This is a genomic window from Luteimonas sp. gir (genome assembly GCF_037198055.1).
Lineage (GTDB): Bacteria > Pseudomonadota > Gammaproteobacteria > Xanthomonadales > Xanthomonadaceae > Luteimonas > Luteimonas citri_A.
This window is the reverse complement of sequence record NZ_JBBAXQ010000001.1, coordinates 125,532-145,237: the sequence shown is the minus strand read 5'-3', so window position 1 is coordinate 145,237 and position 19,706 is coordinate 125,532. Positions and strand designations below refer to the sequence as shown.

Here is a 19,706-nt window from a genome sequence, read left to right as displayed (position 1 = left end):
GGTCCTGGCGGTCATGCGTGCGCACCTCGGGATCCGGTCCGGTGCCCGCCAGCGAACAGTGCATCGAGCGCATCCACCAACGTCGGGGAAAAGCGCTGTGCGTGCACGCCAGCCGACGCATCACGCTCGGGGTCCAGGCCCCGGCAGAACAGGTAGCGCACGCCGCCGAAATCGCGGGCGTAGTCGTAGCCCGCGCCCAGGCGGAAGCGCAGCCAGCGATGCAGGGCGAGCGTGTAGATCAGCGCCTGCAGGTCGTACTCGCTGTGCACCATCGCGCGTTGCAGCGAGGACGCGTCGTAGCCGGGCAGGCGATTGGACTTGTAGTCGAGCACGTACCAGCGGCCGTCCACGGTGTAGGTCAGGTCGATCAGGCCGGTCATCAGGCCTTCGAGCGTGCGGCGCAGGCCGAAGCCGCTGCGGCCGGTCGAAACCCCGTGGGCATGCAGCAACGCGAGCATCGCCTCGACCGCGGTGGGCTGCAGCGCGAACTGGAACTCGATCTCGGCCCGGCGCGCATCGGCGGGCACATCGCACAGCCGCACGCCCTCGGGCAACACGACGGTGAGCGTGGGGCCGATCAGCGTCGTCAGTACCGCGACGCCGTCGTCGACGTCCTCGGCCGCATAGCCACCGCCGCGCAATGCCGCCTCGATGATCGCGCGCTGTCCGGGCGGCGCCGGGTCGCCCGGGCGCCAGTCGCGCCAGGCGGCGAAGTCGCCGAGTTCCAGTGCCTCGTGCAGCACCACGCCGAAGCGATTGCCGGCAAAGCGTGGATCGTGATCGTCCGCGCGTGGCGCCTCGGGCGCGGGCTCGCCCTCGGGCTCGTCCTGGCCGCCGGCGGCAGCGACGGTTGCGCGCGTGGAGGCATCCTGCGCGCCGCTGTCGGCATTGGCGAGCTGGGTGAAGCTGTAGACCCACCAGTCCGGTGCGATCGCGCGTGCGGCGGACCGCGCGGTGGGGCGGTCGCCGGCCTCGATTGGCGGCAACCACGGCAGCGTGGATGGCACGGTCGCGTCGCGCACGATGCCGGGCGTGTCGGGCAGGCCATCGAGCATCGGTGCCAGTGCGGTCTGGCGCGCGTTGTAGAAATCGCCGGTGGCGATCCACAGCGCGTGCTCGGCGCGGGTCAGGCCGACGTAGAGCAGACGCGCGTCCTCGGCGCGTTGCGCTTCGATCCACACGGTGCGTGCGGTGTCCCAGCCGGACGTGTCGGCTCGCAGCTTCCAGTGCAGCGCGCGACCGCCGGTCGCATCGGCGACCACGCAGGCACGGCCGGGGTCGGGGGCGCGGCTGCCGATGCCGACGAACGGCAGGAATACCAGCGGATACTCCAGGCCCTTGCTCTTGTGCAGCGTGACGATCTGCACCCGGCGCGCGTCCGATTCCAGGCGCAGCAACTGGGTCTCGTCATCGGCGTCGGCGCGAGCGATCTGTTGACCCAGCCAGTCGACCAGGCCTTGCAGCCCCAATGCGCGCGCGTTGGCCTGTTGCAGCAGTTCGCCCAGTTGCAGGTAGTTGGTCAGACGGCGCTCGCCGTCGAGCAGGCCAAGCAGGCGCGGTCCATTGTCGGCGCACAGGTCGGCGACCAGCGCCAGCGGACCGCCACGCTGCCAGCGCTCACGCCAGGCCAGCGCACGCAACTGCCAGCCGCGATGCGTGTCGGCATCGTGGTCGAGCGCGGCGATGCCGGCCGCGTCCACGCCCAGCAGCACCGTCGCCAGCGCCGCGCGCAGGCGACTGTCGTCGGCGGTGTGCAGCAGCGCGAGCAACAGCGTGAGCAGCTCGTGCGCCTCGGGCGTGGCGAACAGACTCTGTTTGCCGGCGGCGACTGCGGGAATACCGACCGCGGCCAGCGCCTGCTGGATCTGCGTGGCTTCGCTGTGCTTGCGCACGAGCACCGCGATGTCGCCCGGCTGCACCGGCGCGCCATCGAGCGTGGCGGTGCCGGTGCGCGCTTCGATCAGCACCGCGTGGATCGCAGCGACACAGGCCTGGGTCGCGAGTTCGCGCGCGCGACCGGCGCTGTGGGGCCTGCGCTTGCCGGCGTCGTCGGCCGGCGGGGCCGGTGCCTGCCACAGCATCAGGGCGGGCGCAGGGGCGCCGGCGCGCTGGAAATCGGCATCGGTGCGCTTCGTGCCTGGCAGCACGCGATGGAACCGGATCTGCCGATCAAAAAACGCGGCCTCACCGGCCTGCGCGTACAGCGCCTCGATCGCGGCGAGCAGCGACGGGCGCGAACGGAAGTTGCGGTCGAGCGGCGGCGCGGCGATGGCGTCGCGTGCCGCGAGCAGGTAGGTCTGCACATCACCACCGCGGAAGCCGTAGATGGCCTGCTTGGGATCGCCGATCAGGAACAGGGCCGGTTCGAACCCGGCCTCACGCGCAGCCTCGGACTCGCCAAACACCGTCCGGAAGATGTCCCACTGACGCGTGTCGGTGTCCTGGAATTCGTCGACCAGCGCGACCGCGTACTGCGCACGCAGACGCTGCACCAGCGCCTGTGCATGCGGCCCGTGCAGTGCATCGGCAACGCCGTCGATCAGATCGTCGTAGGTCTGCACGTGCAGTTGCTGTTTGCGCTGGGCGAGGCGTGCACGTGCCGCGTTGCGCAGGCGGTGAAGCAGCCGCGTCTTGGCCTGCTCGAGCCAATCCTGTGCAACACGATCGGCGTTGGACCAGGTGTGCAGGGCATCGAACAATGGCGAGCACGGCACCTTCGACTGCGTGTCGTCCTTGCAGAAGTCCAACAGCCGGGCTGGCAGCAGTTTGTCGAGATGGGTCTTGTCGTCCAGGACCCAGTGCGAAAGCGCGCGGCCGTCGCGCAGTGTCTGGAAGGCCTTGTCGAAACTGGGCCGCCGCGCGCGACGGCCGTCGAAGACCTTGCCGTCGAATGCCATTGCGACCGCTGCCTGCGCAGCGTCGATGTGCGCATCGATCGCGGCGATCAGCGCCTGCGCTGCCGCGTCGCGCGCCGGGCGCGGATCGGGTTGCGGCGGCGTGGCGGCCGGTCGCAGCACCGGCTCCCGGATCAACGGCCCAAGATCGCGCGCCATATCGCCGGGTCCGCCTTTCCACAGGTCCATCAACAACGCGGCGTCGTCTGCATCGGCGGCGGTGCTGCGCCACAGATCGGCGGCCAGTTCCTCGCGCAGCGCGCGGTCGTTGGCCAGCAGTTCGGGCGCGGCGAAGCTCTGCCCGCTCTCAAGCGCGTGCTCGCGCAGCACACGGGCGCAGAAGCCGTGGATGGTGAAGATCGCGGCCAGATCGATCTCGTCGGCGGCCTGCTGCAGCCGACGCTGCAAAGCGGCGGCGGACTCGTCGCCGGTCGCCAGGTGTGCGGCGATCACCGCCTGGCTGAGCGCGGTGTCGGGCGCGTCGTCGTCGTCTGGCGGGGCGTCGACCAGCCGCGCGGCCAGCACCAGGCGTTCGCGGATGCGCTTGCGCAGTTCCTGCGTCGCAGCCTCGGTGAAGGTCACGGCGAGAATCTGGCCGATGCGCAGGCCGCGCTCGACCACCAGCCGGGTGACCAGCGTGGCCAGCGTGAAGGTCTTGCCGGTGCCGGCGCTGGCCTCGATCAGCTGTGTGCCGCCCAGCGGCAACGTCAGGAACGGATCGACCGCAGGGGAGACGGGCGCGCTCATGCCTCGACCTCCGCGTCGGTCTCGACCTCGAAGCGGCGGCCGTCCTCGAAGCCGGTATGCACGCGGCCCTGCTCGACGGCCGAGAACACGGTGAAGGCGATCTGGGCGAAGTGCTGGAACAGGGCCGGATCGGCGAACGGGTCGCGACCGCGCAGCGCGAGTCGATACGCATCGCCGCGCCCCTCGCCCCACTGCCGGTCGCCGCCGCGCCACTTCGCGGTTGCGGCTTTCGCTGCCCTGTCGGCATCGACGGCGCTGAAGTACTCCCAGCCGCTGTAGGGGCCGAACGGCAGCGGCGCCTGCAGGCCGTCGGCCCGCAGCGCGAGCAGGGCCCGCAGCGCATCGCGCGCCGCGTCCGGCGGCAACGGCGCGCGCTCGAAGGGGCCGATACCGAGGTCCTGGGTGTCGTGGAAGCGCACAAGCGGCAGATCGAGGCCCGCGGCGCTCGCAAGCAGCCAGTCCAGGCCCTGCCGGATCGCGGCCGGTCCGTTGAGCGGACCCAGACGCACATGGGCGATGCCTGCCGGGTACACGTTGTCGAGCCGGCCCTGGAGATGGATGCCGTCGAGCACGACGTCGATGTGCCGGGTGTCGGGTGTGGTGTCGCCGCGCCAATCGGCAAAGCCTTGCGCATAGGGCCGCAGCGACGTCACCAGCGCATCGAGCTGGCGTCGACCCAACGGACCGGATGGCAGCAGCGCGCGCGCGCGCAGGTGCTCGAACAGCCCGGCCTCGCGGCCGGCGAGCAGGGCCTCCAATACCTGCTGGTGCAGCGCCGCCCGCTCCAGGCCGCCGCCGGCGACCAGCAGCGGCTCCACGTCCTGGCCGACCTCGGCCTCGTCGGCCAGGCGCAGGTCCAGGCGCTCGCGCAGGAACTGCGCGGCCGGGGCCACCAGGAAGCGGCGCAGTGCATCGAGCGACAGTGCGGCATCGGCCGGCGACAGCGTGGCGGCATCGGCGCGCGGTGGCAGCGGCGTTGCGCACCATGGCGCGAGTTCTGTGCGTGCGCCGCCGATGCGTGCTGCCGCCGGCTGCCATTGCGCGCGATAGCTGAAGCGGCGCGGGTCGCCATCAGCTCCGAACGCGCTTGGCGTGAACGGCTGCAGCGCATGGCGCACCGTCAGTGCCGCGGCGGCGGCTTGCGGGTCGGCGTGGTAGGTCGCGGCGGTGGCGAGCAATTCGGCGACCAGCGGCGAGGGCTCGCGCACACTGCCATCGCGCGCGTCCGCGCCCAGATAGCTGACGTAGAACACGTCCTGCGCCGAGGCGAACAGCTGCAGGAACAGGAAGCGGTCATCCTCGCGCGTGGAGCGGTCGCCATGGCGACGCCGCGTCGTGCCCAGCTCCGCGGTGAGCCGGTTGATCCCGGCAGCGGTGTCGCGGCGCGGGAAGTCGCCATCGTTCATGCCGAGCAGGCAGATCACCCGGAACGGCAGCAGGCGCATCGGCACCATGCGGCCGACGCTGATGCCGCCGGTCAGCAGTGGCGCGCGCGTGTCGGCCTCGGCCAGCAACTGCGCAAAGTGCGCACGCACGACCTCGGCCGGGACCGGCGTCTCGACGCCCGCGCGTGCGGCGTCGGCGGCGAAAGCGTCGATCAGCCGTCGCAGCCGCTCGAGTGCGCGCTGGGTAGCCGGCGCGGCCGGCGTGCCGGGCAGCAGCGCATCGAGCAGGCCGAGCAGGCGCTCGCGCCACGCCGCAGCGGTGAGCGCCTCGCCGAGCTCGCGCCGCGCGTCGCCGAGCACGTGCAGCAGCCGGATCAGGGTGTCGAGCGCATCGAGCGCGCTGCCTTCGAGCGCCGGCCACGGGGCGACGCCTGCGATCGTGTCGTCGCTGCCGCTCGCATGGCCCAGCAACAGGCGATCGAGGGCGAACGCCCAGGTGTAGGCCGCGTCGTCGGGCGCACCGTGCGCGGCGCGATGCGCGCCGTCGAGCCCCCAGCGCGCGCCGGCGGCCTGCAGCCAGCCGTGCAGCCGCTCGAAGGCGGCCGCATCCAGCCCCACGGCCTGCGCCAACGGCGGGCTGGCGAGCAGGTCCAGGACCTCGTTGAGCCCGAAGCGCGACACCGGCAGGCCCAGCAGGCGCACGAAGACCTCGGCCAGGGGCTCACCCGCCAGCGGGCTGGTGTCGGCGAGCGCATACGGAATGCGCATTCTCCCGAAACCGGGGTCAGGGTCGGATTTTCCGTGAAAATCCGACCCTGACCCCGGTTTTGATTCGCCGAAGACGGCTTCCAGGTATGGCACGTAGGGGTCGATGTCCGGGGCCAGCACCGCGATCTCGCGCGGTTGCAGCGGCGGGTCGAAGCGCGGGTCCTCGAGCAGGCCGCGCAACTGGTCGTGCAGCACCTGGAGTTCACGCAGGCGGGTGTGGCAGGCGTGGACCTGCAGGCTGGGGTCGCGCAGCTCGGGTGCGGCGCGGGGTGCGGGCACCGGCGGCGGGGCGCGGCGGAACAGGTCGCTCTGCATCCGTCGCAGCAAGGTGTCGCCCAGGCCGCCGGCATCGAGCGGGCGCTGGCCCGACTCGAGCGGATCGGCGTAGACCTCGATCTCGGCGCGCGGGTGCACGACCTCGTAGCTGCCCAGCAGCGCCATGAAGTCCCGGCCGGCCGCGCCCCAGGCTTGTAGCAGGCGGTTGTCGTCGGTGTTACCCGCCAGCAGCGCGGCGTCGAAGGCTTCATCCGTACGGGCGCGCCGGCGCGGGGCCAGCGCCTGCAGATCGCCCCAGTAGCCGCGTGCGGGCGTGGGCAGGTAGAAGTGCAGCGTGCCCACGCGGGCCTGGGTCGCCAGCACGCGCAGCACATCGGGCGAGACGTTGAGCGTGGCGAACGCGAACATCCGGGGCGGCAGGCCCTGCGGCAACGCGGCGTGTTCGCCCGAGAAACGGTCCAGATAGGTCTGGATGCGACGCGCGCGGGTGGCATGGCCGGCGGCCACGTGCCGCCACAGCGCGGCCTGCGCATCGTCGGGGTCGGCGCCGCCCTCCCAGCGCAGCAGCCAGTCGCGCCGCCAGGCCTGGTACTTCTCGAACACGCCTGCCAACTCGCCCGCCAGTGCCCACGGCCGCAACGCATCGTCGCCGGCCAGATACGTGGCCAGCGGCGCGAGCGCCGGCTGCGCCAGCACGTCGGGATCGACTAGGGCGGCGTACAGGCGCCAGCGCAGGCTGGCGGCGTCGAGCTCGTCCTGCGCCGGGCCCAGATTGGCCGTGAGCGCGCGGGCGACGAACTCGCCGGGGGTCAGGAACTCGAGGTTGGCGGCCACGCCGTGCTCGGCGGCCAAGGTGGCCTGCAGCCAGCGGCGCATGGCGACCTGCGGGATCAGCACGACCTCGGGCGTGAGAATCGACCCGCCCGCCACCGGCTGCCGCAACTCGGCGGCCAGCAGCCCGGCCAGCACCTCCAGCGCGTTGGACGGGTAGAGGCGGAAGTCGGCGGGCGCTGCGGTCATCGCGCCATCTTGCCGCAGCGGGTTCGCAGCATGCGAGACACGGCGGCCCGCACGCGGCTCAACGGCGCCGTCACGGCCGGTGCCTAAGCTGTGCGGATGTCGCCGCCGCCGTCCCCGCAAGCGCTTCCCACCCGCGTGCCGACCGGCGAACGCGCCGCGCGCCTGCGCGCCCGCTTCGACCAGGTCCGCGCCCGTACGGCCGCGCTCGCCGCGCCGATCGGAGCCGAGGACGCGATGGTCCAGAGCATGGACGATGCCAGCCCGACCAAGTGGCATCTGGCACATACGACATGGTTCTTCGAGCGCTTCGTGCTGGCCGCCGACGCGGGGTATCGCGAGATCGACCCGGCCTGGGATTTCCTGTTCAACAGCTATTACCAGAGCGTCGGGCCGATGCATGCGCGTCCGCACCGCGGGTTGCTGTCGCGGCCGACGCTTGCGCAGGTGCGTGATTACCGCGAGGCGGTCGACACGCGCCTGCGGGCGCGGCTGGCCTCGGGCGATCTCGACGATGCCCGGCTCGACATCATCGAACTGGGCCTGCAGCACGAGCAGCAGCACCAGGAGTTATTGCTGACCGACATCAAGCACGCGTTCTGGTCCAACCCGATCGCACCGGCCTATCGCACCGACCTGCCGGCCGCATGCGGCACGGCGGCGCCGCTGCGCTGGATGGCGCGCGAGGAGCGCGTGGTTGAGATCGGCCACGCCGGCTGGCCGGGCATGGCGGGCTTTGCCTACGACAACGAGTCGCCGCGGCACCGTGTGCTGGTGCCGGCGCATGCGCTGGCCAGCCGGCCGGTCAGCAACGCCGAGTACCTGGCATTCGTCGAGGACGGCGGCTATCGCACCGTCGGTCTGTGGCTGAGCGCCGGCTGGGCGCGGGTGCAGGCCGAGGGCTGGCAGCGGCCGCTGTACTGGGATCAGGCGCTGGCGCGCGAGTTCACGCTCGGTGGCTGGCGCACGCTCGACCCCGGCGCGCCGGTCTGCCATCTGAGCTACTACGAGGCCGACGCGTTCGCGCGTTGGGCCGGTGCGCGCTTGCCGACCGAGTTCGAGTGGGAGCAGGCCGCCGCCGGCGTGCCGGTCGAGGGCAATTTCGTCGATGCCGGCCGTCTGCACCCCTGCGCGCCGGCACCTTCCGACACCGGTCTGCAGCAGCTGTTCGGCGATGTCTGGGAATGGACTCACAGCGCCTACACCGCCTATCCCGGCTACCGGCCGTGGCCCGGCGCGTTGGGCGAGTACAACGGCAAGTTCATGGATGCCCAGTGGGTGCTGCGCGGTGGCAGTTGCGCCACCCCGGCCGATCACGTGCGCGCCAGCTATCGCAATTTCTTCCCCTCCGATGCGCGTTGGCAGTTCGCCGGTCTGCGCCTGGCCAAGGATTCTCCATGAACGCCGCCACCGCCCGTGCCCGCGCGCAGGCCGCGCTGACCGACCTGCGTCCGCGTCCCGACGACATCACTGCCGATGCCATCGCCGGCCTGTCGCGCACGCCCAAGCGGCTGCCGTCCAAGTATTTCTACGATGCCGAAGGCTCGCGCCTGTTCGAGGCGATCACCCGCCAGCCCGAGTACTACCTCACGCGCACCGAGCTGGCACTGCTCGAGGCGCGCATGGACACGATCGCCCAGGCGATCGGCGCGGGCGTGCATGTGGTCGAGTTCGGCAGCGGCAGCGGGCGCAAGACCGAACTGCTGCTCGACGGGCTCGACGATCCGGTCGCCTACACCCCGATCGAGATCTCGCGCACCGCGCTGATGGACAGCGTCACGCGACTGTCCCAACACCATCCCGATGTCGAGATGCTGCCGGTGTGCGCCGATTTCACCGTGCCGGTGCCATTGCCGGCCGCCGCGCGCGGTGCGAGTCGCACGCTGGTGTTCTTCCCCGGCTCCACGCTCGGCAACTTCGGTGACGAGGAGGCCGTGCGGTTGCTGGCGTCGATGCGCCGTACGATGGGCGAGGATGGCCGTGCGCTGATCGGTATCGACCTGGACAAGGACCCGACGGTGATCGAGGCGGCCTACAACGACCTGGCCGGGGTCACCGCGGCCTTCACCTTGAACCTGCTGGCGCGGCTCAACCGCGAGATCGGCAGCGACTTCGACCTCCAGGCGTTCCGCCATCGCGCGGTCTACGTGCGCGAGCGTTTGCGCATCGAAACCGCGCTGGTCAGCGAGCGGGCGCAGACGGTGCACGTCGGCGGCCAGGCGTTCGCGTTCCAGGCCGGCGAGGCGATGGACGTCGAGGTCAGCCAGAAGTACACCGATGTCTCGTTCGCCGCGCTCGCGCGTGCGGCCGGCCTGCGCGTGACGCATGGCTGGAACGACCCCCAGGACTGGTTCGGTTTGCGGCTGCTGCAGCCGGTTTGACGCGATGCCCGACGCAGAGGCCACGATGCTGCGCGAGCGCATGCTTGCGCTGCTGAGCGCACGTGCGGCCGAGGCGTCGATCTGTCCGTCGGAAGTTGCGCGTGCATCACGGCCGGGCGGCGACTGGCGCGTGCTGATGCCGGGCATCCGCAATGTGGCCGCCGCATTGGCCCGTGACGGCGTGGTGTCGGTCACCCAGCACGGCGCGATCGTCGATGCCGACGCGCCGCCGCCAGGGCCGGTGCGTCTGCGGCGCGGGCCACGCTGGCCGGCGCCAGGCTGAGCGCCCTACGATGGAGCGCCCCGCAATGACGCCGTCCATGCCGTCGACCGACAAACCGTTCTCGCCCGCCTGTGAACGCAACCGCGATCCAATCCTCGCGGTGCTGCGCGACGCCTTCCCCAGGCATGCGCATGTGCTCGAGATCGGCAGTGGGACCGGACAGCATGCGGTGCATATCGCCGCGGCGCTGCCGGGCCTGCGCTGGCAGTGCTCCGACCGTGTCGAGCAGTTGCCGGGCATTGCGCAGTGGCTGGGCGAGGCCGGCTTGCCGAACACGCCATCGCCGGTCGCACTCGATGTGAGCACCGGGCCGTGGCCGGTGTCGGATGCGGCCGACGGCCGCTTCGATGCCGCGTTCACCGCCAACACGCTGCACATCATGGCGTGGCCGGCGGTGGAGGCCTGCTTCGCCGGGCTCGACCGGGTGCTCGCATCCAAGGCGACACTGGTCGTCTACGGCCCGTTCAACATCGATGGCCGCTTCACCAGCGACAGCAATGCCGCCTTCGATGCCTGGCTCAAGGCACGCGACCCCGCGTCGGGCCTGCGCGAACTGGCGGCAGTCGATGCGCTGGCGGCCGGGATCGGCCTGCGCCGTGTCGACGACATCGCGATGCCGGCGCACAACCGCTGCGTGGTCTGGCGGCGCTAGGGCAGGTCTCTGCGGCGGTGTGCGTGCCGATGCGCTCGGCAGTGGGTCAGTGCTTGTCTTCGACCGGAATGCGGCGCTCGACCAACCAGGCGCGGACCTTCTCGCGGTCGCTGCGCGCCTGCGGTGTCAGCACCGCGTCGCGTGCACGGAAGAACGACGGCTGGAAGGTCGCGCCGACACGGTCGCGTGCGGTCGGATCGGCACCGGCCTCGAGGAAACGGACCACCCAGCCGGTCGCATTGATGCGCGCAGCCTTGTGCAGCAGTGTTGCGCTGTAGCGGTCGGCGGCGTCGACCTTGGCGCCGGCCGCGAGCAGGGTGCGGATGGCATCGTCGTTGCGCGCTTCGAGCGCGTTGAACAGCGGCGTCTCGTCGTTGCGCGCATTGGGCGTGTCGGGCGACAGCCCGCGCGCCAAGAGCGCCTTGAGAAACGTCGGATCGTCCTGCATCGCGGCGACGTGCAATGCGGTGTTGCCGTTGGTGGCTGCGGCGGCAGGGTCGGCGCCGGCCTCCAGCAGGGTCTCGAACCCGCGGCGGTCGCCGCGCAGGATCGCGGCCTGCAGCAGCGGTGTGCCATCGGCATCGGTCGCGTCGGGATTGGCGCCATCGGCGATCAGCCGCTTGGCGTCGGCCAGGTCGCCGCTGTGGGCGGCGCGCGCCAGCGCGGCGGTGCCGGGATTGGGGGACGGATCGTGGGACATGTTCGGTCCTTGTCGGGCGCAGGCACTCTGGGCGGCGACGAACAGCAGCGCACATACCCATGCGCGCGTGCGGGTCGCAGTCAACGGCAAGAGCGGCTCGATCATGACGGCGCCCCGTTGGCGGTACAAGCGCGCAGGCTAGCGCCTTGGCGTCGAACGGGGCGTGACAACATCATCGGCCCGCCGCCATGCGCGCAGCCCCATCAGCGGAACCAGTTGAGCGGATTGGCCTTCTCGGCCACCCAGCGGCCGCCCTCGGCGAGGCGATCGCCGGTCCAGGCCGCAGCATCGCCCACGGCGCGCGCGCCGTCGGCCAGGCGGTCGCCGGTCCACACCGCCGCATCGCGCACCGCCAGCGCCCCGTCGACTGCGCGCTCGCCCAGCCAGGTTGCCCCCTCGACAGCGCGGTCGGTCGCCCACTGCGCACCGTCGCCGGCCTTGTCCAGCAGCCAGCCGGCGCCGTCACCCAGCTTGTCCAGGCCCCACTGCACGCCGCCGCCGGTCGCATCCGCGACATTGTCGACGGCCCGCCCGGTCCACTCGATGCCGCTGGCGACGGCATCGAACGGTGCGTCGAAGCCGACGCGGTCGCCGACATCGCGCAGCACGCTGCCGCCGAGGTTGGCGACGTGCTCGACCGCATCGCCCGCGGTATCGAGCGTGTTGGCGACCACGTCGCCGCCGAGCCCGACGACCCCGTCGACCACATCGCCGGCGATCGACAGACCGCCCGCGACATAGCGGCCTTCGCCAAAGTCGGTCCGGATCGTCTCGCCGATGCCGTCGATCGTGCCGGACACCGTCGCACTGCCATCCCGGTACAGGCCGCCGATGCCGTTGGCGAGCGAGCCCAGCTGATTGAGGTTGTGCTCGCCGATGTTCTCGACGGTGCTCAGCGCCAGGCCGAGGTTGGTGCCCGAGCGGTCCGCGGGTTCGCGCGCGGTGTTCTCGCGCAGCGACTCGACATAGGACGGATGGTCGCCGCCACCGCCATGCAGGCCCAGCAGATCGAAGCGCCCCATCCCGGCGGGCGGATCGATGCGCAGTTCATGGCCGACCGCATCGGGCGGCGAGACGCCGAGGATTCCCGGCAGGTCCTGCTGCGCCAGCGTCAACGGATCGCCGTCGACCACGTAGCGGCGGATCTGGCCGCTGTCGGCCAGGTCGCTGCGGGCGCCGTTGGGATTGAAGCCCAGCGAGGCAAGGGTGTTGTTGCTCAGCCCCGACGCATTGAAGGTCACGCCCGGCGCATCGGTGGCGAGCATCGCCGCCGAGGCCAAGCCGCCGCCCAGCGAATGGCCGGTGATCGCGACGTTGCCATCGCCGAAGGTGTCCATGGCCAGCTGGGCCAGCTCCATGGCCTGCGAGTACTGCGCGGTCTCCATGCCCAGGCCCTGGCCGCCATTGGCGCGCGAATCGCCGCCCTCGCCCAGGCCCCAGTTGTCGGTGCCGCGGTAGGCGACGACGTACTGGCCGTCGGCGTTCTGGTAGATCGCCGCGTCGAAGCCGGTCTGCGCGTCGTGCAGCTTGTCGGCGGAGATCGGAATCTGATTGCCCTGGGCATCGACGAGATGGCTGCCGTCCTCGCTGGGCACCAGGCGCTGCCAGCCCGCGGCCTGCAGCTCGGCTTCGGCAGCCGTGCCGGTGACGCCGTTGGGGCCGCTCAGCGTGTAGCTGTCGTTGGCCATCAGCGAGAAGTGCAGGTCGCGCAAGGGTTGCGGCGCGGTGCCCCTCACCTCGTTGGCGAAGCTGCCGTCGCCGCGCGGGAAGCCGACGCTGGTGTCGACGTGGCTGCGCGGCGCATTGGCCGGTTGGCCGCCCTGGGCGCGCAGCGCGGGGTCGAGCGCGTGGTCGCGCCAGGTGTCGATCGGGTGGCTGTTGCCGGAAACCGGGGACAGGCTCATGACGCGCACCTCGCAGTCGGATACCCCGACCATAGGCGTGCAGCGGCGGCGCAACAGCTGGTGCGCACCCTAGGGTGGATGCGATATCGCCTATTCAGCAGGCCGTTTGGCGGTCATCGGACAGCGCGGTTGGCTGCTCCGACCATCGCGACCGCCTGCGATCGGTGTCGTATGCCGCGTCTTGGGCACGCCAAAGGCCGCGCCCGAGCGATCAGAACGCGGGCAGCACCGCCTCGTGATAGCGCTGCGCAATGAACGCGCGGACCTGCTCGCCGGTCAGCGCGTCGATGAGCTTGCGCACGCGCGGATCCTCGCGCTTGTCTGGCAACCCGACCAGGAAGTTCACATACGGCGAGTCTTTGCCTTCGATCGCCAAGGCATCGCTTGCCGGGTTGAGGCCGGCATCGAGCGCGTAGTTGGTGTTGATCAACGCCAGATCCACCTGATCGAGCACGCGCGGCAGCATCGCCGCGTCCAGCTCGCGGAACTTGAGCTGCCGGGGGTTGGCGGTGATGTTGCGCAGCGTGGCGAGCGCATTGGTCGGGTCGTCGAGCGTGATCACGCCGGCGTGGTGCAGCAGGATCAGCGCACGGCTGTTGTTGCTCGGGTCATTGGGGATCACGACCTCGGCGCCGGCGGGCACTGCGTCGAGGCTGTCGTAGCGCCGCGAGTACGCACCGAAGGGCTCGATGTGGATGCCGGCCAGGGTCACCAGGTCCGTACCCCGGTCGCGGTTGTAAGCGTCGAGATAGGGCTCGGTCTGGAAGTAGTTGACGTCGATCTGGCCCTGCACGACCTGGTCGTTGGGCTGCACGTAGTCGTTGAACACGCGCACCTGCAGGTCCACCCCCTGCTCGGCGAGCAGCGGTTTGACCACCTCGAGGATCTCGGCGTGCGGCACCGCGGTCGCGGCGACGGTCAGCCGCTCGCGGCCCGCGGCGGCGCCGTTGTCGGCACTGCCGCACGCGGCGAGGCCGGCCAGCAGCAGGACGGCGGTGGCGAGGCGGGGCAGCAGAGGGGACATGGACATTCCGGCGCGACGTGGGCCGCCCAGTATCGGGCGGCGCGCGTGCGGATCGAGTCCACGCGTGGAAATCAGTGTGCGACGCGATCAGCGCCGGCTGAAGCGCGCCACCAGCCGGTCGCCGAGCATCTGCAGCAGTTGCACCATGACCAGCAGCGCGACCACGGTCACCACCGCCACATCGGTACGCGAGCGCAGGTAGCCGTCGCGGTAGGCGAGGTCGCCCAGGCCGCCCGAGCCGATCGCGCCGCCCATCGCGGTGAAGCCGATCAGCGCGATCGTAGTCACCGTGGCGCCGGCGATCAGGCCCGGCAGGGCCTCGGGCAGCAGCACCCGCAGCACCAGTTGCCGGGTCGTGGCGCCCATCGCCAGGCTGGCCTCGATGACCCCGCGCTCGACCTCACGCAGCGCGGTTTCGACCAGGCGCGCGTAGAACGGCGCCGCGCCGACCACCAGCGGCAGGATCGCGCCGCGCACGCCCAGCGATGTGCCCATCGCCTTGAGGGTGATCGGGATCAGCACGATCATCAGGATGATGAAGGGCACCGAGCGCAGCAGGTTCACCACCAGCGCCAGGCTGCCATAGAGCAGAGGGCGCGCATGCAGCTGGCGCGGGCCGGTGAGAAACAGCAGCACGCCCAGCGGCAGGCCGATCAGCAGCGTCAGCGGCAGCGAGCCGGCGAGCATCAGCAAGGTGTCGATGGTCGCCTGGCCGATCTCGGCCCACTTGGCGGCATCGACGTTGGGCAGCAGTGGGGTGCTCATCGCGGCAACTCCTCGACGTGCACACCGGCCTGCACAAACCGGCGCAGCGCCTCGTCGGCCTGGGCGCCGGTCACCGCCAGCGTCAGCTGACCGTAGGGCAGGCGTTTGATGCGGTCGATGCGCCCGGCCAGGATCGTGTAGTCGATACCGGTCTCGCGCGCGACCCGGCCCAGCAGCGGCTGCCAGGTGTCCTCGCCGGTGAACGTGAGCCGCAGCAGGCGCCCCTCCACATGCGCGATGTCCTCCTGCAGCGCGCCCTCGTCGATCGCTTCGGATTCGGCGACGAACCGGCGCGTGGTCGGGTGCTGCGGGTGCAGGAACACCTCGGCGACCGGGCCGCTCTCGACCAGATGCCCGGCATCGAGCACCGCGACGCGGTCGCAGACCCGGCGCACGACATCCATCTCATGGGTGATCAGCACGATCGTCAGGCCCAGCTCGCGGTTGATGCTGTCGAGCAGTTGCAGCACCGAGGCGGTGGTCTGCGGATCGAGCGCGCTGGTCGCCTCGTCGCACAGCAGGATCTTGGGCTCGGTCGCCAACGCGCGCGCCACGCCGACGCGCTGTTTCTGCCCGCCCGACAGCTGCGCGGGGTATTTGTCGCGGTGCGCCTCCAGGCCGACGCGCACCAGAAGATCCTGTGCGCGGGCACGCGCCTGCGCCTTCGACACGCCGGCCAGGCGCAGCGGGAAGGCGATGTTGTCGAGCACGGTGCGGGCCGAGAGCAGGTTGAAGTGCTGGAAGATCATGCCCACGCGCCGGCGCAGACGCCGCAGGCCGTCGCCATCGAGCGTGCCCAGCGCCTGCCCGTCGACGGTCAGCGTGCCGCCACTGGGGGTCTCCAGCCCGTTGATCAGCCGCAGCAGGGTCGACTTGCCGGCGCCCGAATGGCCGACGATGCCGAACACCTCGCCGGCCTGGATCGTGAGGTCGAGCGGATGCAGCGCGACGACCTCGCGCCCGTGCACCGGGTAGGACTTGTGGATGCCTTCGAAACGGATCACGTGCTGCGCTGCGCAAGAACCGGCGTGCAGGCTAGCAGGCTGGGGCCGCTGCCGCGATGTGGCGCGCGGCAATGGCGGCCCGACAATCGCCCGCCAAACGCGCTCAGCCGGCCTGGGCCTGCGTGAACGCGGCGAAGATCGCCAGGGTTTCCGGGCTGACGTGGTGCTCGATGCCTTCCGCGTCGCGTCGCGCGATGGCCTCGGGCACGCCCAGCGCCAGCAGGAAGGCCTCGACCACCCGATGCCGCTCGCGGCTGGCCGCGGCCAGCGCCTCGCCGGCCTCGGTCAGGAACACGCCGCGGTACGGCCGCTGGACCACCAGGCCGTCGCGGACGAGCCGCTGCAGCATGCGCGCGACCGTCGGCTGGGCCACGCCCATCCGGGCGGCGATGTCGACCTGGCGCGCTTCGCCGGCATCGGCGATGAGGTCGGAAATCAGCTCGACGTAGTCCTCGGCCAGCTCCATGCGGTGCGCGTTGCGGACCTGGCGAAAACTCTCGGCCTGGACGTCGGCTTCGAGCAGGGGGGCGGCCGGGCGGGCGCCGCGTGGGGATCGGGCCATACGACGGGGCTCACGGACAATCGCGCAATGCCCATTGTCGCCAATCGGCGCCCTCGGTGCCTGCCGTCAGCCGTTGCCGGGCAGTGGGCGGACCTGGGCGGGCCGACCGCGCGAGTCGAGCGCGATCATCACAAAGCGCCCGCGCGTGCACAGTTCGCGCTCGCCGCTGAGCAGGTCCTCGGCGATCACCTCGACCTCGACCTGCATCGAGGTGCGTCCGACCTCGACCACGCGCGCGATGGTCTCCACCAACTGGCCCTGACGGATCGGCAGTTTGAAGTCGACCTGTTCGGAGCGCGCCGTGACCACCGTCAGGCGCGCATAGCGCGAGGCGGCGATGAATGCGGCCTTGTCCATCCATGCGAGCGCCTGGCCGCCGAACAGCGTGCCCAGGTGGTTGGTGTGGTCGGGGAATACGATCTCCAGCATCCGGGCTTCGGTGGAGGGGGCGGATGTGACGGCGGTGGGCATGAGGGCGTCCGATATGAAGGAATGCGTGGGGCCGCGCCGCAAGCAAGCTGAGGGCGGCACGCCTGAAAAGGGGCGACAGGGTGACGCCCCAACGCTGAATGGGGAATGCCGGCGGGGGGCGCAATGCGTTACAGCGTACCTGCCGAGAACCGCGTGGTGTGCGTCGCGAGCCGTGGCCCTGGGGCGCTTCGTCGGTGGCCTGGCCGGCGGCAAAACGGATGGTGGCTGAACGCCTGTCGCGCGCCCCGGGTCTACCCTAGTCCTGCGAACGGCGACGACCGCGGACACTGACGCCATCGCCGCGTCCCGGCCCTGCCCGGCGCTCGACCGACCATACGAGAGGCAAGCCCGATGCGCATCGACCTTCCATTTGATCCCCCGTCGTGGAACCAGATCAAGGAAGCGGCAGGCCAGGTGCGCGATGTCGCACTGGACCGCGTCGATTCGGCCAGCGACTTTCTGCGCGGCGTCATCGATGGCCGCAGCGGACCGCGCCTGGTGCATGCGGGCGAAGGCTCGCCGTGGATTCCGCAGGGCCAGGGCTACGATGCGTCGCGTAACGAGCTGTTGACCAGCTACAACGGCGAAGTCGACGGCGGCAAGCGCGTGCTGTTGTCGGTGCAGGGTGCCGAAGTCGGTAGCGCCTCGCAGCATGAACGCTCGGTATTCCTGGGCGGCACGGATGCGCAGGATCTCTATGCCGACGCCCCGACCAAGGCAGGTGGCGTGGCCGTGCACGGCGATTACCTCTATGTCGCCGACGGCGGGGAGGTGTACGTCTACAACCGCGCCGATGTCGACGCGGCGGTCGCGGCGAACGAGGTCCAGGCCACGGTGCCCACGCCCTATCTCGACGCCGGGGAGCCGGTCGTCGGTCCAGACGGCGAGCCCGTGTTCGAGGCCTACACCACGCCCGAGACTCCGGTCAAAGCGATCGCCAAGATCGCGATTGGCGAATGCGGCAACGGTCCGTTCGGCGCCAGCTACGTCACCGTGCATGAGGGCCAGTTGTACGTGGGCCAGTTCACGCAGGATCCGCTCGATCCTGCCTCGTTCACCAACGACTTCCCCACGCACGATGCCGAGCTGCGGCGCTACGAGATCGATCCGGAGACCGGGCTGTTCAACGCCAGCGATTTCGACTCGATCGATGCGCCCCACAATGCGCAGGGCGCGGCAGTGACCGACACCGGCGTGCTGTTCTCCACGTCCTATGGCTCGGTGCCGGGGGTGGCGACCGCGCAGCTGGTGTTCCAGCCGACCATCGACACCGCAACCCGCTTCGAGACCGACGGCGCGTCGAAAGTCGCCGCCGACGTGCCGTACTACGGGGAAGAGCTCAACATCATCAACGGCGAGATCTGGATCACGCACGAAAGCGGCGCGGACAAGTATCGCGACAAGACCGAGCCGCTCGAAGAGATCCAGATCTACTCGCTCGACGACCTGCGGATTCCTCGCGAGGACGTGGTCGGCGGCGGTTGATCGCACCAAAGCGGCACCGGTCTGGTCATGTGCTGGCGCCTGGTGATGCGGATGGCCACGTTCCAGCGTGGCCGCTCCCCATGCAGCGCGATGGCATCACAGGCCCTGGCGACTGCCATGGCGTGGGCTGCTGTAAGAACGTCGCGCCCGGCTCATAGCGGCGCGTCGACCGCAACGAGCGACTTGCGCAGGAAGTGCCGCGCGTGGCCTGGCGGAAAATCGTCCAGGGTGCCGAAGCAGGCATAGCCGTGGCGCCGGTAGAACGCGAGCGCCTGCCAGTCGAAGGTGTCGAGGAACGCCGAGTGGGCGCCCTGGGCGCGCGCGGCGTCTTCGGCGTGCCGGAGCAGGCGTGTGCCCAGGCCGCGGTGACGCACTGCTTCATCGACCCACAGGACATGGATCGACAGCCAGCCCAGATAGAGCTCCGCAGAGAGGCCGCCGATCAACACGCCCGCGTCTTCGATCACCCACTGCAGCGGCACGATCTCCAGTGCAGGCACGGTGGTGCGGTTGAACGCGAACAGGCGGGCCGCGACCCAATCCGCCTCAGCGTGCGAGGCGACGCGGATCGTCGATGTCACGGCGCATCAGCCCAGATGCAGGCTGGCGGCCTGGGCGATCTGACCCGGCGCCTGGAAGCCCGGCAGGCGCGCGGCTTCCTCGCCGTCGCGGAACAGCGCCAGCGTCGGCGTTTGCCGCAGCCCCAGGCCCCGGAAGAAGTCCTCGCCAACGATCTCCAGCTTCACCTTCAGCAGGACCAGGCCGTTCGCGTCGTCGGTCGCGGCGAACTTGGCCAGCGACATGTCCAGCATCTTGCAGCCCGGGCAGTCGTCCTTGTAGTAGTCGACGAGCAGGCGCGGATGCGCGGCCAGGGCCGCGGCGTAGTCGTCAGGCGTGGAGGCGTGCAGGGTCTGCATGGGGCGAAATCTCGTGGCGGCTCACAATGGTATCGGTCCAGCGTTCGATCTTCAGCGCGTCGCGCTCGCCGTGCGGCATCTGTTCGATCTCCAGCCGCGGATAGGGGCTGGCGAAGAACGTCGCAATGCGATGCACCGCGCCGCAGTAGTACTCCGCGCCCCACTGCGTCTCGCCGGTGCCGAACACCGCGACGTGCTCGGGCTTGCCGACCGCGTCGACCAGATCGGCGATGAAGCGCTTCATCTCGCTCGGCGTGCGGCCGGCGTTGTCGGTCCAGGCGCCGAGCACATACAGATCGTGCGCGGCGCCCTCGGGGCAGACCGAGGCCAGGGTCTGGATGTCGGTCTCGACCCAGGTCACCTCGTGTCCCAGCGCCTCGCACCGCGCCCGCACCATCCGGGCGACGTCGCGGGTGTTGCCGCTGAGCGAGCAGTAGGCGAGCAGAATGCGCACAGGAGCAGACTCGGTAA

17 protein-coding genes are annotated in these 19,706 nt (G+C 70.7%); 5 read left to right on the top strand and 12 right to left on the bottom strand.

Annotated elements, in window-relative coordinates:
• Positions 1-11 precede the first annotated feature (11 nt).
• Entirely contained in the window at positions 12-3,641 is a 3,630-nt protein-coding gene (locus WAF18_RS00655) for an exodeoxyribonuclease V subunit beta (protein WP_337243393.1), read from the bottom strand.
• On the bottom strand, positions 3,638-7,090 hold the full coding sequence (gene recC / locus WAF18_RS00650; protein ID WP_337243392.1) for an exodeoxyribonuclease V subunit gamma: 3,453 nt from the start codon (positions 7,088-7,090) through the stop codon (positions 3,638-3,640). The genes WAF18_RS00655 and recC overlap by 4 nt, the downstream gene beginning before the upstream one ends.
• Positions 7,091-7,186: 96 nt before the next feature.
• Between recC and egtB the strand changes: the two genes are divergently transcribed.
• The 4 genes from egtB to WAF18_RS00630 are packed head-to-tail and all read left to right on the top strand — an operon-like array spanning position 7,187 to position 10,403.
• Positions 7,187-8,488, top strand: a complete 1,302-nt coding sequence (egtB, locus tag WAF18_RS00645) for an ergothioneine biosynthesis protein EgtB (RefSeq protein WP_337243391.1) — start codon at positions 7,187-7,189, stop codon at positions 8,486-8,488.
• Entirely contained in the window at positions 8,485-9,468 is a 984-nt protein-coding gene (egtD, locus tag WAF18_RS00640; RefSeq protein WP_337243390.1) for an L-histidine N(alpha)-methyltransferase, read from the top strand. The genes egtB and egtD overlap by 4 nt, the downstream gene beginning before the upstream one ends.
• A gap of 4 nt (positions 9,469-9,472) precedes the next feature.
• Positions 9,473-9,751 (top strand): DUF3253 domain-containing protein, encoded by a 279-nt coding sequence (locus WAF18_RS00635; protein WP_337243389.1) that lies wholly within the window; start codon positions 9,473-9,475, stop codon positions 9,749-9,751.
• Between the two features lie 25 nt (positions 9,752-9,776).
• On the top strand, positions 9,777-10,403 hold the full coding sequence (locus WAF18_RS00630) for a DUF938 domain-containing protein (protein WP_337243388.1): 627 nt from the start codon (positions 9,777-9,779) through the stop codon (positions 10,401-10,403).
• 46 nt (positions 10,404-10,449) lie between these two features.
• On the opposite strand, the gene WAF18_RS00625 is transcribed toward WAF18_RS00630, so the two are convergent.
• The 7 genes from WAF18_RS00625 to WAF18_RS00595 all read right to left on the bottom strand — a co-directional run bounded on the left by WAF18_RS00625 (position 10,450) and on the right by WAF18_RS00595 (position 16,833).
• Positions 10,450-11,103 carry an ankyrin repeat domain-containing protein gene (locus WAF18_RS00625; protein WP_337243387.1) on the bottom strand — a complete coding sequence of 218 codons (654 nt, stop codon included), beginning with the start codon at positions 11,101-11,103 and terminating at the stop codon, positions 10,450-10,452.
• A 203-nt stretch (positions 11,104-11,306) separates the two neighbouring features.
• Positions 11,307-13,007 carry an Mbeg1-like protein gene (locus WAF18_RS00620; RefSeq protein ID WP_337243386.1) on the bottom strand — a complete coding sequence of 567 codons (1,701 nt, stop codon included), beginning with the start codon at positions 13,005-13,007 and terminating at the stop codon, positions 11,307-11,309.
• A gap of 211 nt (positions 13,008-13,218) precedes the next feature.
• Positions 13,219-14,037 carry a MetQ/NlpA family ABC transporter substrate-binding protein gene (locus WAF18_RS00615; RefSeq protein WP_337243385.1) on the bottom strand — a complete coding sequence of 273 codons (819 nt, stop codon included), beginning with the start codon at positions 14,035-14,037 and terminating at the stop codon, positions 13,219-13,221.
• Positions 14,038-14,118: 81 nt separating this feature from the next.
• The gene (locus WAF18_RS00610; protein ID WP_337243384.1) at positions 14,119-14,796 is read right to left on the bottom strand and encodes a methionine ABC transporter permease; all 678 of its coding nucleotides are present in this window, start codon (positions 14,794-14,796) and stop codon (positions 14,119-14,121) included.
• Positions 14,793-15,800, bottom strand: a complete 1,008-nt coding sequence (locus WAF18_RS00605; protein ID WP_337243383.1) for a methionine ABC transporter ATP-binding protein — start codon at positions 15,798-15,800, stop codon at positions 14,793-14,795. Before WAF18_RS00605 ends, WAF18_RS00610 begins: the two co-directional genes overlap by 4 nt.
• A 103-nt stretch (positions 15,801-15,903) precedes the next feature.
• Positions 15,904-16,362, bottom strand: coding sequence for a manganese-binding transcriptional regulator MntR (mntR, locus tag WAF18_RS00600; RefSeq protein WP_337243382.1), 459 nt, complete (start codon positions 16,360-16,362; stop codon positions 15,904-15,906).
• A 66-nt stretch (positions 16,363-16,428) separates the two neighbouring features.
• A complete protein-coding gene (locus tag WAF18_RS00595) occupies positions 16,429-16,833 on the bottom strand; it encodes an acyl-CoA thioesterase (RefSeq protein WP_337243381.1) in 405 nt (134 codons plus the stop codon).
• Between the two features lie 351 nt (positions 16,834-17,184).
• Here WAF18_RS00595 and WAF18_RS00590 point away from each other — a divergent pair, with 351 nt between their 5' ends.
• Positions 17,185-18,318, top strand: coding sequence for a hypothetical protein (locus WAF18_RS00590; protein ID WP_337243380.1), 1,134 nt, complete (start codon positions 17,185-17,187; stop codon positions 18,316-18,318).
• A 152-nt stretch (positions 18,319-18,470) separates the two neighbouring features.
• On the opposite strand, the gene WAF18_RS00585 is transcribed toward WAF18_RS00590, so the two are convergent.
• From WAF18_RS00585 to WAF18_RS00575, 3 genes are read right to left on the bottom strand one after another with little or no spacing between them, the layout of a single operon-like run.
• Positions 18,471-18,899: a GNAT family N-acetyltransferase gene (locus tag WAF18_RS00585; protein WP_337243379.1), complete on the bottom strand. Its 429-nt coding sequence runs from the start codon at positions 18,897-18,899 to the stop codon at positions 18,471-18,473.
• Positions 18,900-18,905: 6 nt separating this feature from the next.
• Positions 18,906-19,235 (bottom strand): thioredoxin family protein, encoded by a 330-nt coding sequence (locus tag WAF18_RS00580; protein WP_337243378.1) that lies wholly within the window; start codon positions 19,233-19,235, stop codon positions 18,906-18,908.
• On the bottom strand, positions 19,207-19,689 hold the full coding sequence (locus tag WAF18_RS00575) for a flavodoxin (protein WP_337243377.1): 483 nt from the start codon (positions 19,687-19,689) through the stop codon (positions 19,207-19,209). Before WAF18_RS00575 ends, WAF18_RS00580 begins: the two co-directional genes overlap by 29 nt.
• Positions 19,690-19,706 lie beyond the last annotated feature (17 nt).

Excerpts from the sequence above, each read along its gene's own strand:
- WAF18_RS00655 (WP_337243393.1), bottom strand. The coding sequence starts at position 3,641 with ATGAGCGCGCCCGTCTCCCCTGCGGTCGATCCGTTCCTGACGTTGCCG.
- mntR (WP_337243382.1), bottom strand. The coding sequence starts at position 16,362 with ATGGCCCGATCCCCACGCGGCGCCCGCCCGGCCGCCCCCCTGCTCGAA.
- WAF18_RS00630 (WP_337243388.1), top strand. The coding sequence starts at position 9,777 with ATGACGCCGTCCATGCCGTCGACCGACAAACCGTTCTCGCCCGCCTGT.
- WAF18_RS00625 (WP_337243387.1), bottom strand. The coding sequence starts at position 11,103 with ATGTCCCACGATCCGTCCCCCAATCCCGGCACCGCCGCGCTGGCGCGC.
- WAF18_RS00590 (WP_337243380.1), top strand. The coding sequence starts at position 17,185 with ATGCGCATCGACCTTCCATTTGATCCCCCGTCGTGGAACCAGATCAAG.
- WAF18_RS00610 (WP_337243384.1), bottom strand. The coding sequence starts at position 14,796 with ATGAGCACCCCACTGCTGCCCAACGTCGATGCCGCCAAGTGGGCCGAG.
- egtD (WP_337243390.1), top strand. The coding sequence starts at position 8,485 with ATGAACGCCGCCACCGCCCGTGCCCGCGCGCAGGCCGCGCTGACCGAC.
- egtB (WP_337243391.1), top strand. The coding sequence starts at position 7,187 with ATGTCGCCGCCGCCGTCCCCGCAAGCGCTTCCCACCCGCGTGCCGACC.
- WAF18_RS00615 (WP_337243385.1), bottom strand. The coding sequence starts at position 14,037 with ATGTCCATGTCCCCTCTGCTGCCCCGCCTCGCCACCGCCGTCCTGCTG.
- WAF18_RS00595 (WP_337243381.1), bottom strand. The coding sequence starts at position 16,833 with ATGCCCACCGCCGTCACATCCGCCCCCTCCACCGAAGCCCGGATGCTG.
- WAF18_RS00620 (WP_337243386.1), bottom strand. The coding sequence starts at position 13,007 with ATGAGCCTGTCCCCGGTTTCCGGCAACAGCCACCCGATCGACACCTGG.
- recC (WP_337243392.1), bottom strand. The coding sequence starts at position 7,090 with ATGACCGCAGCGCCCGCCGACTTCCGCCTCTACCCGTCCAACGCGCTG.
- WAF18_RS00580 (WP_337243378.1), bottom strand. The coding sequence starts at position 19,235 with ATGCAGACCCTGCACGCCTCCACGCCTGACGACTACGCCGCGGCCCTG.
- WAF18_RS00635 (WP_337243389.1), top strand. The coding sequence starts at position 9,473 with ATGCCCGACGCAGAGGCCACGATGCTGCGCGAGCGCATGCTTGCGCTG.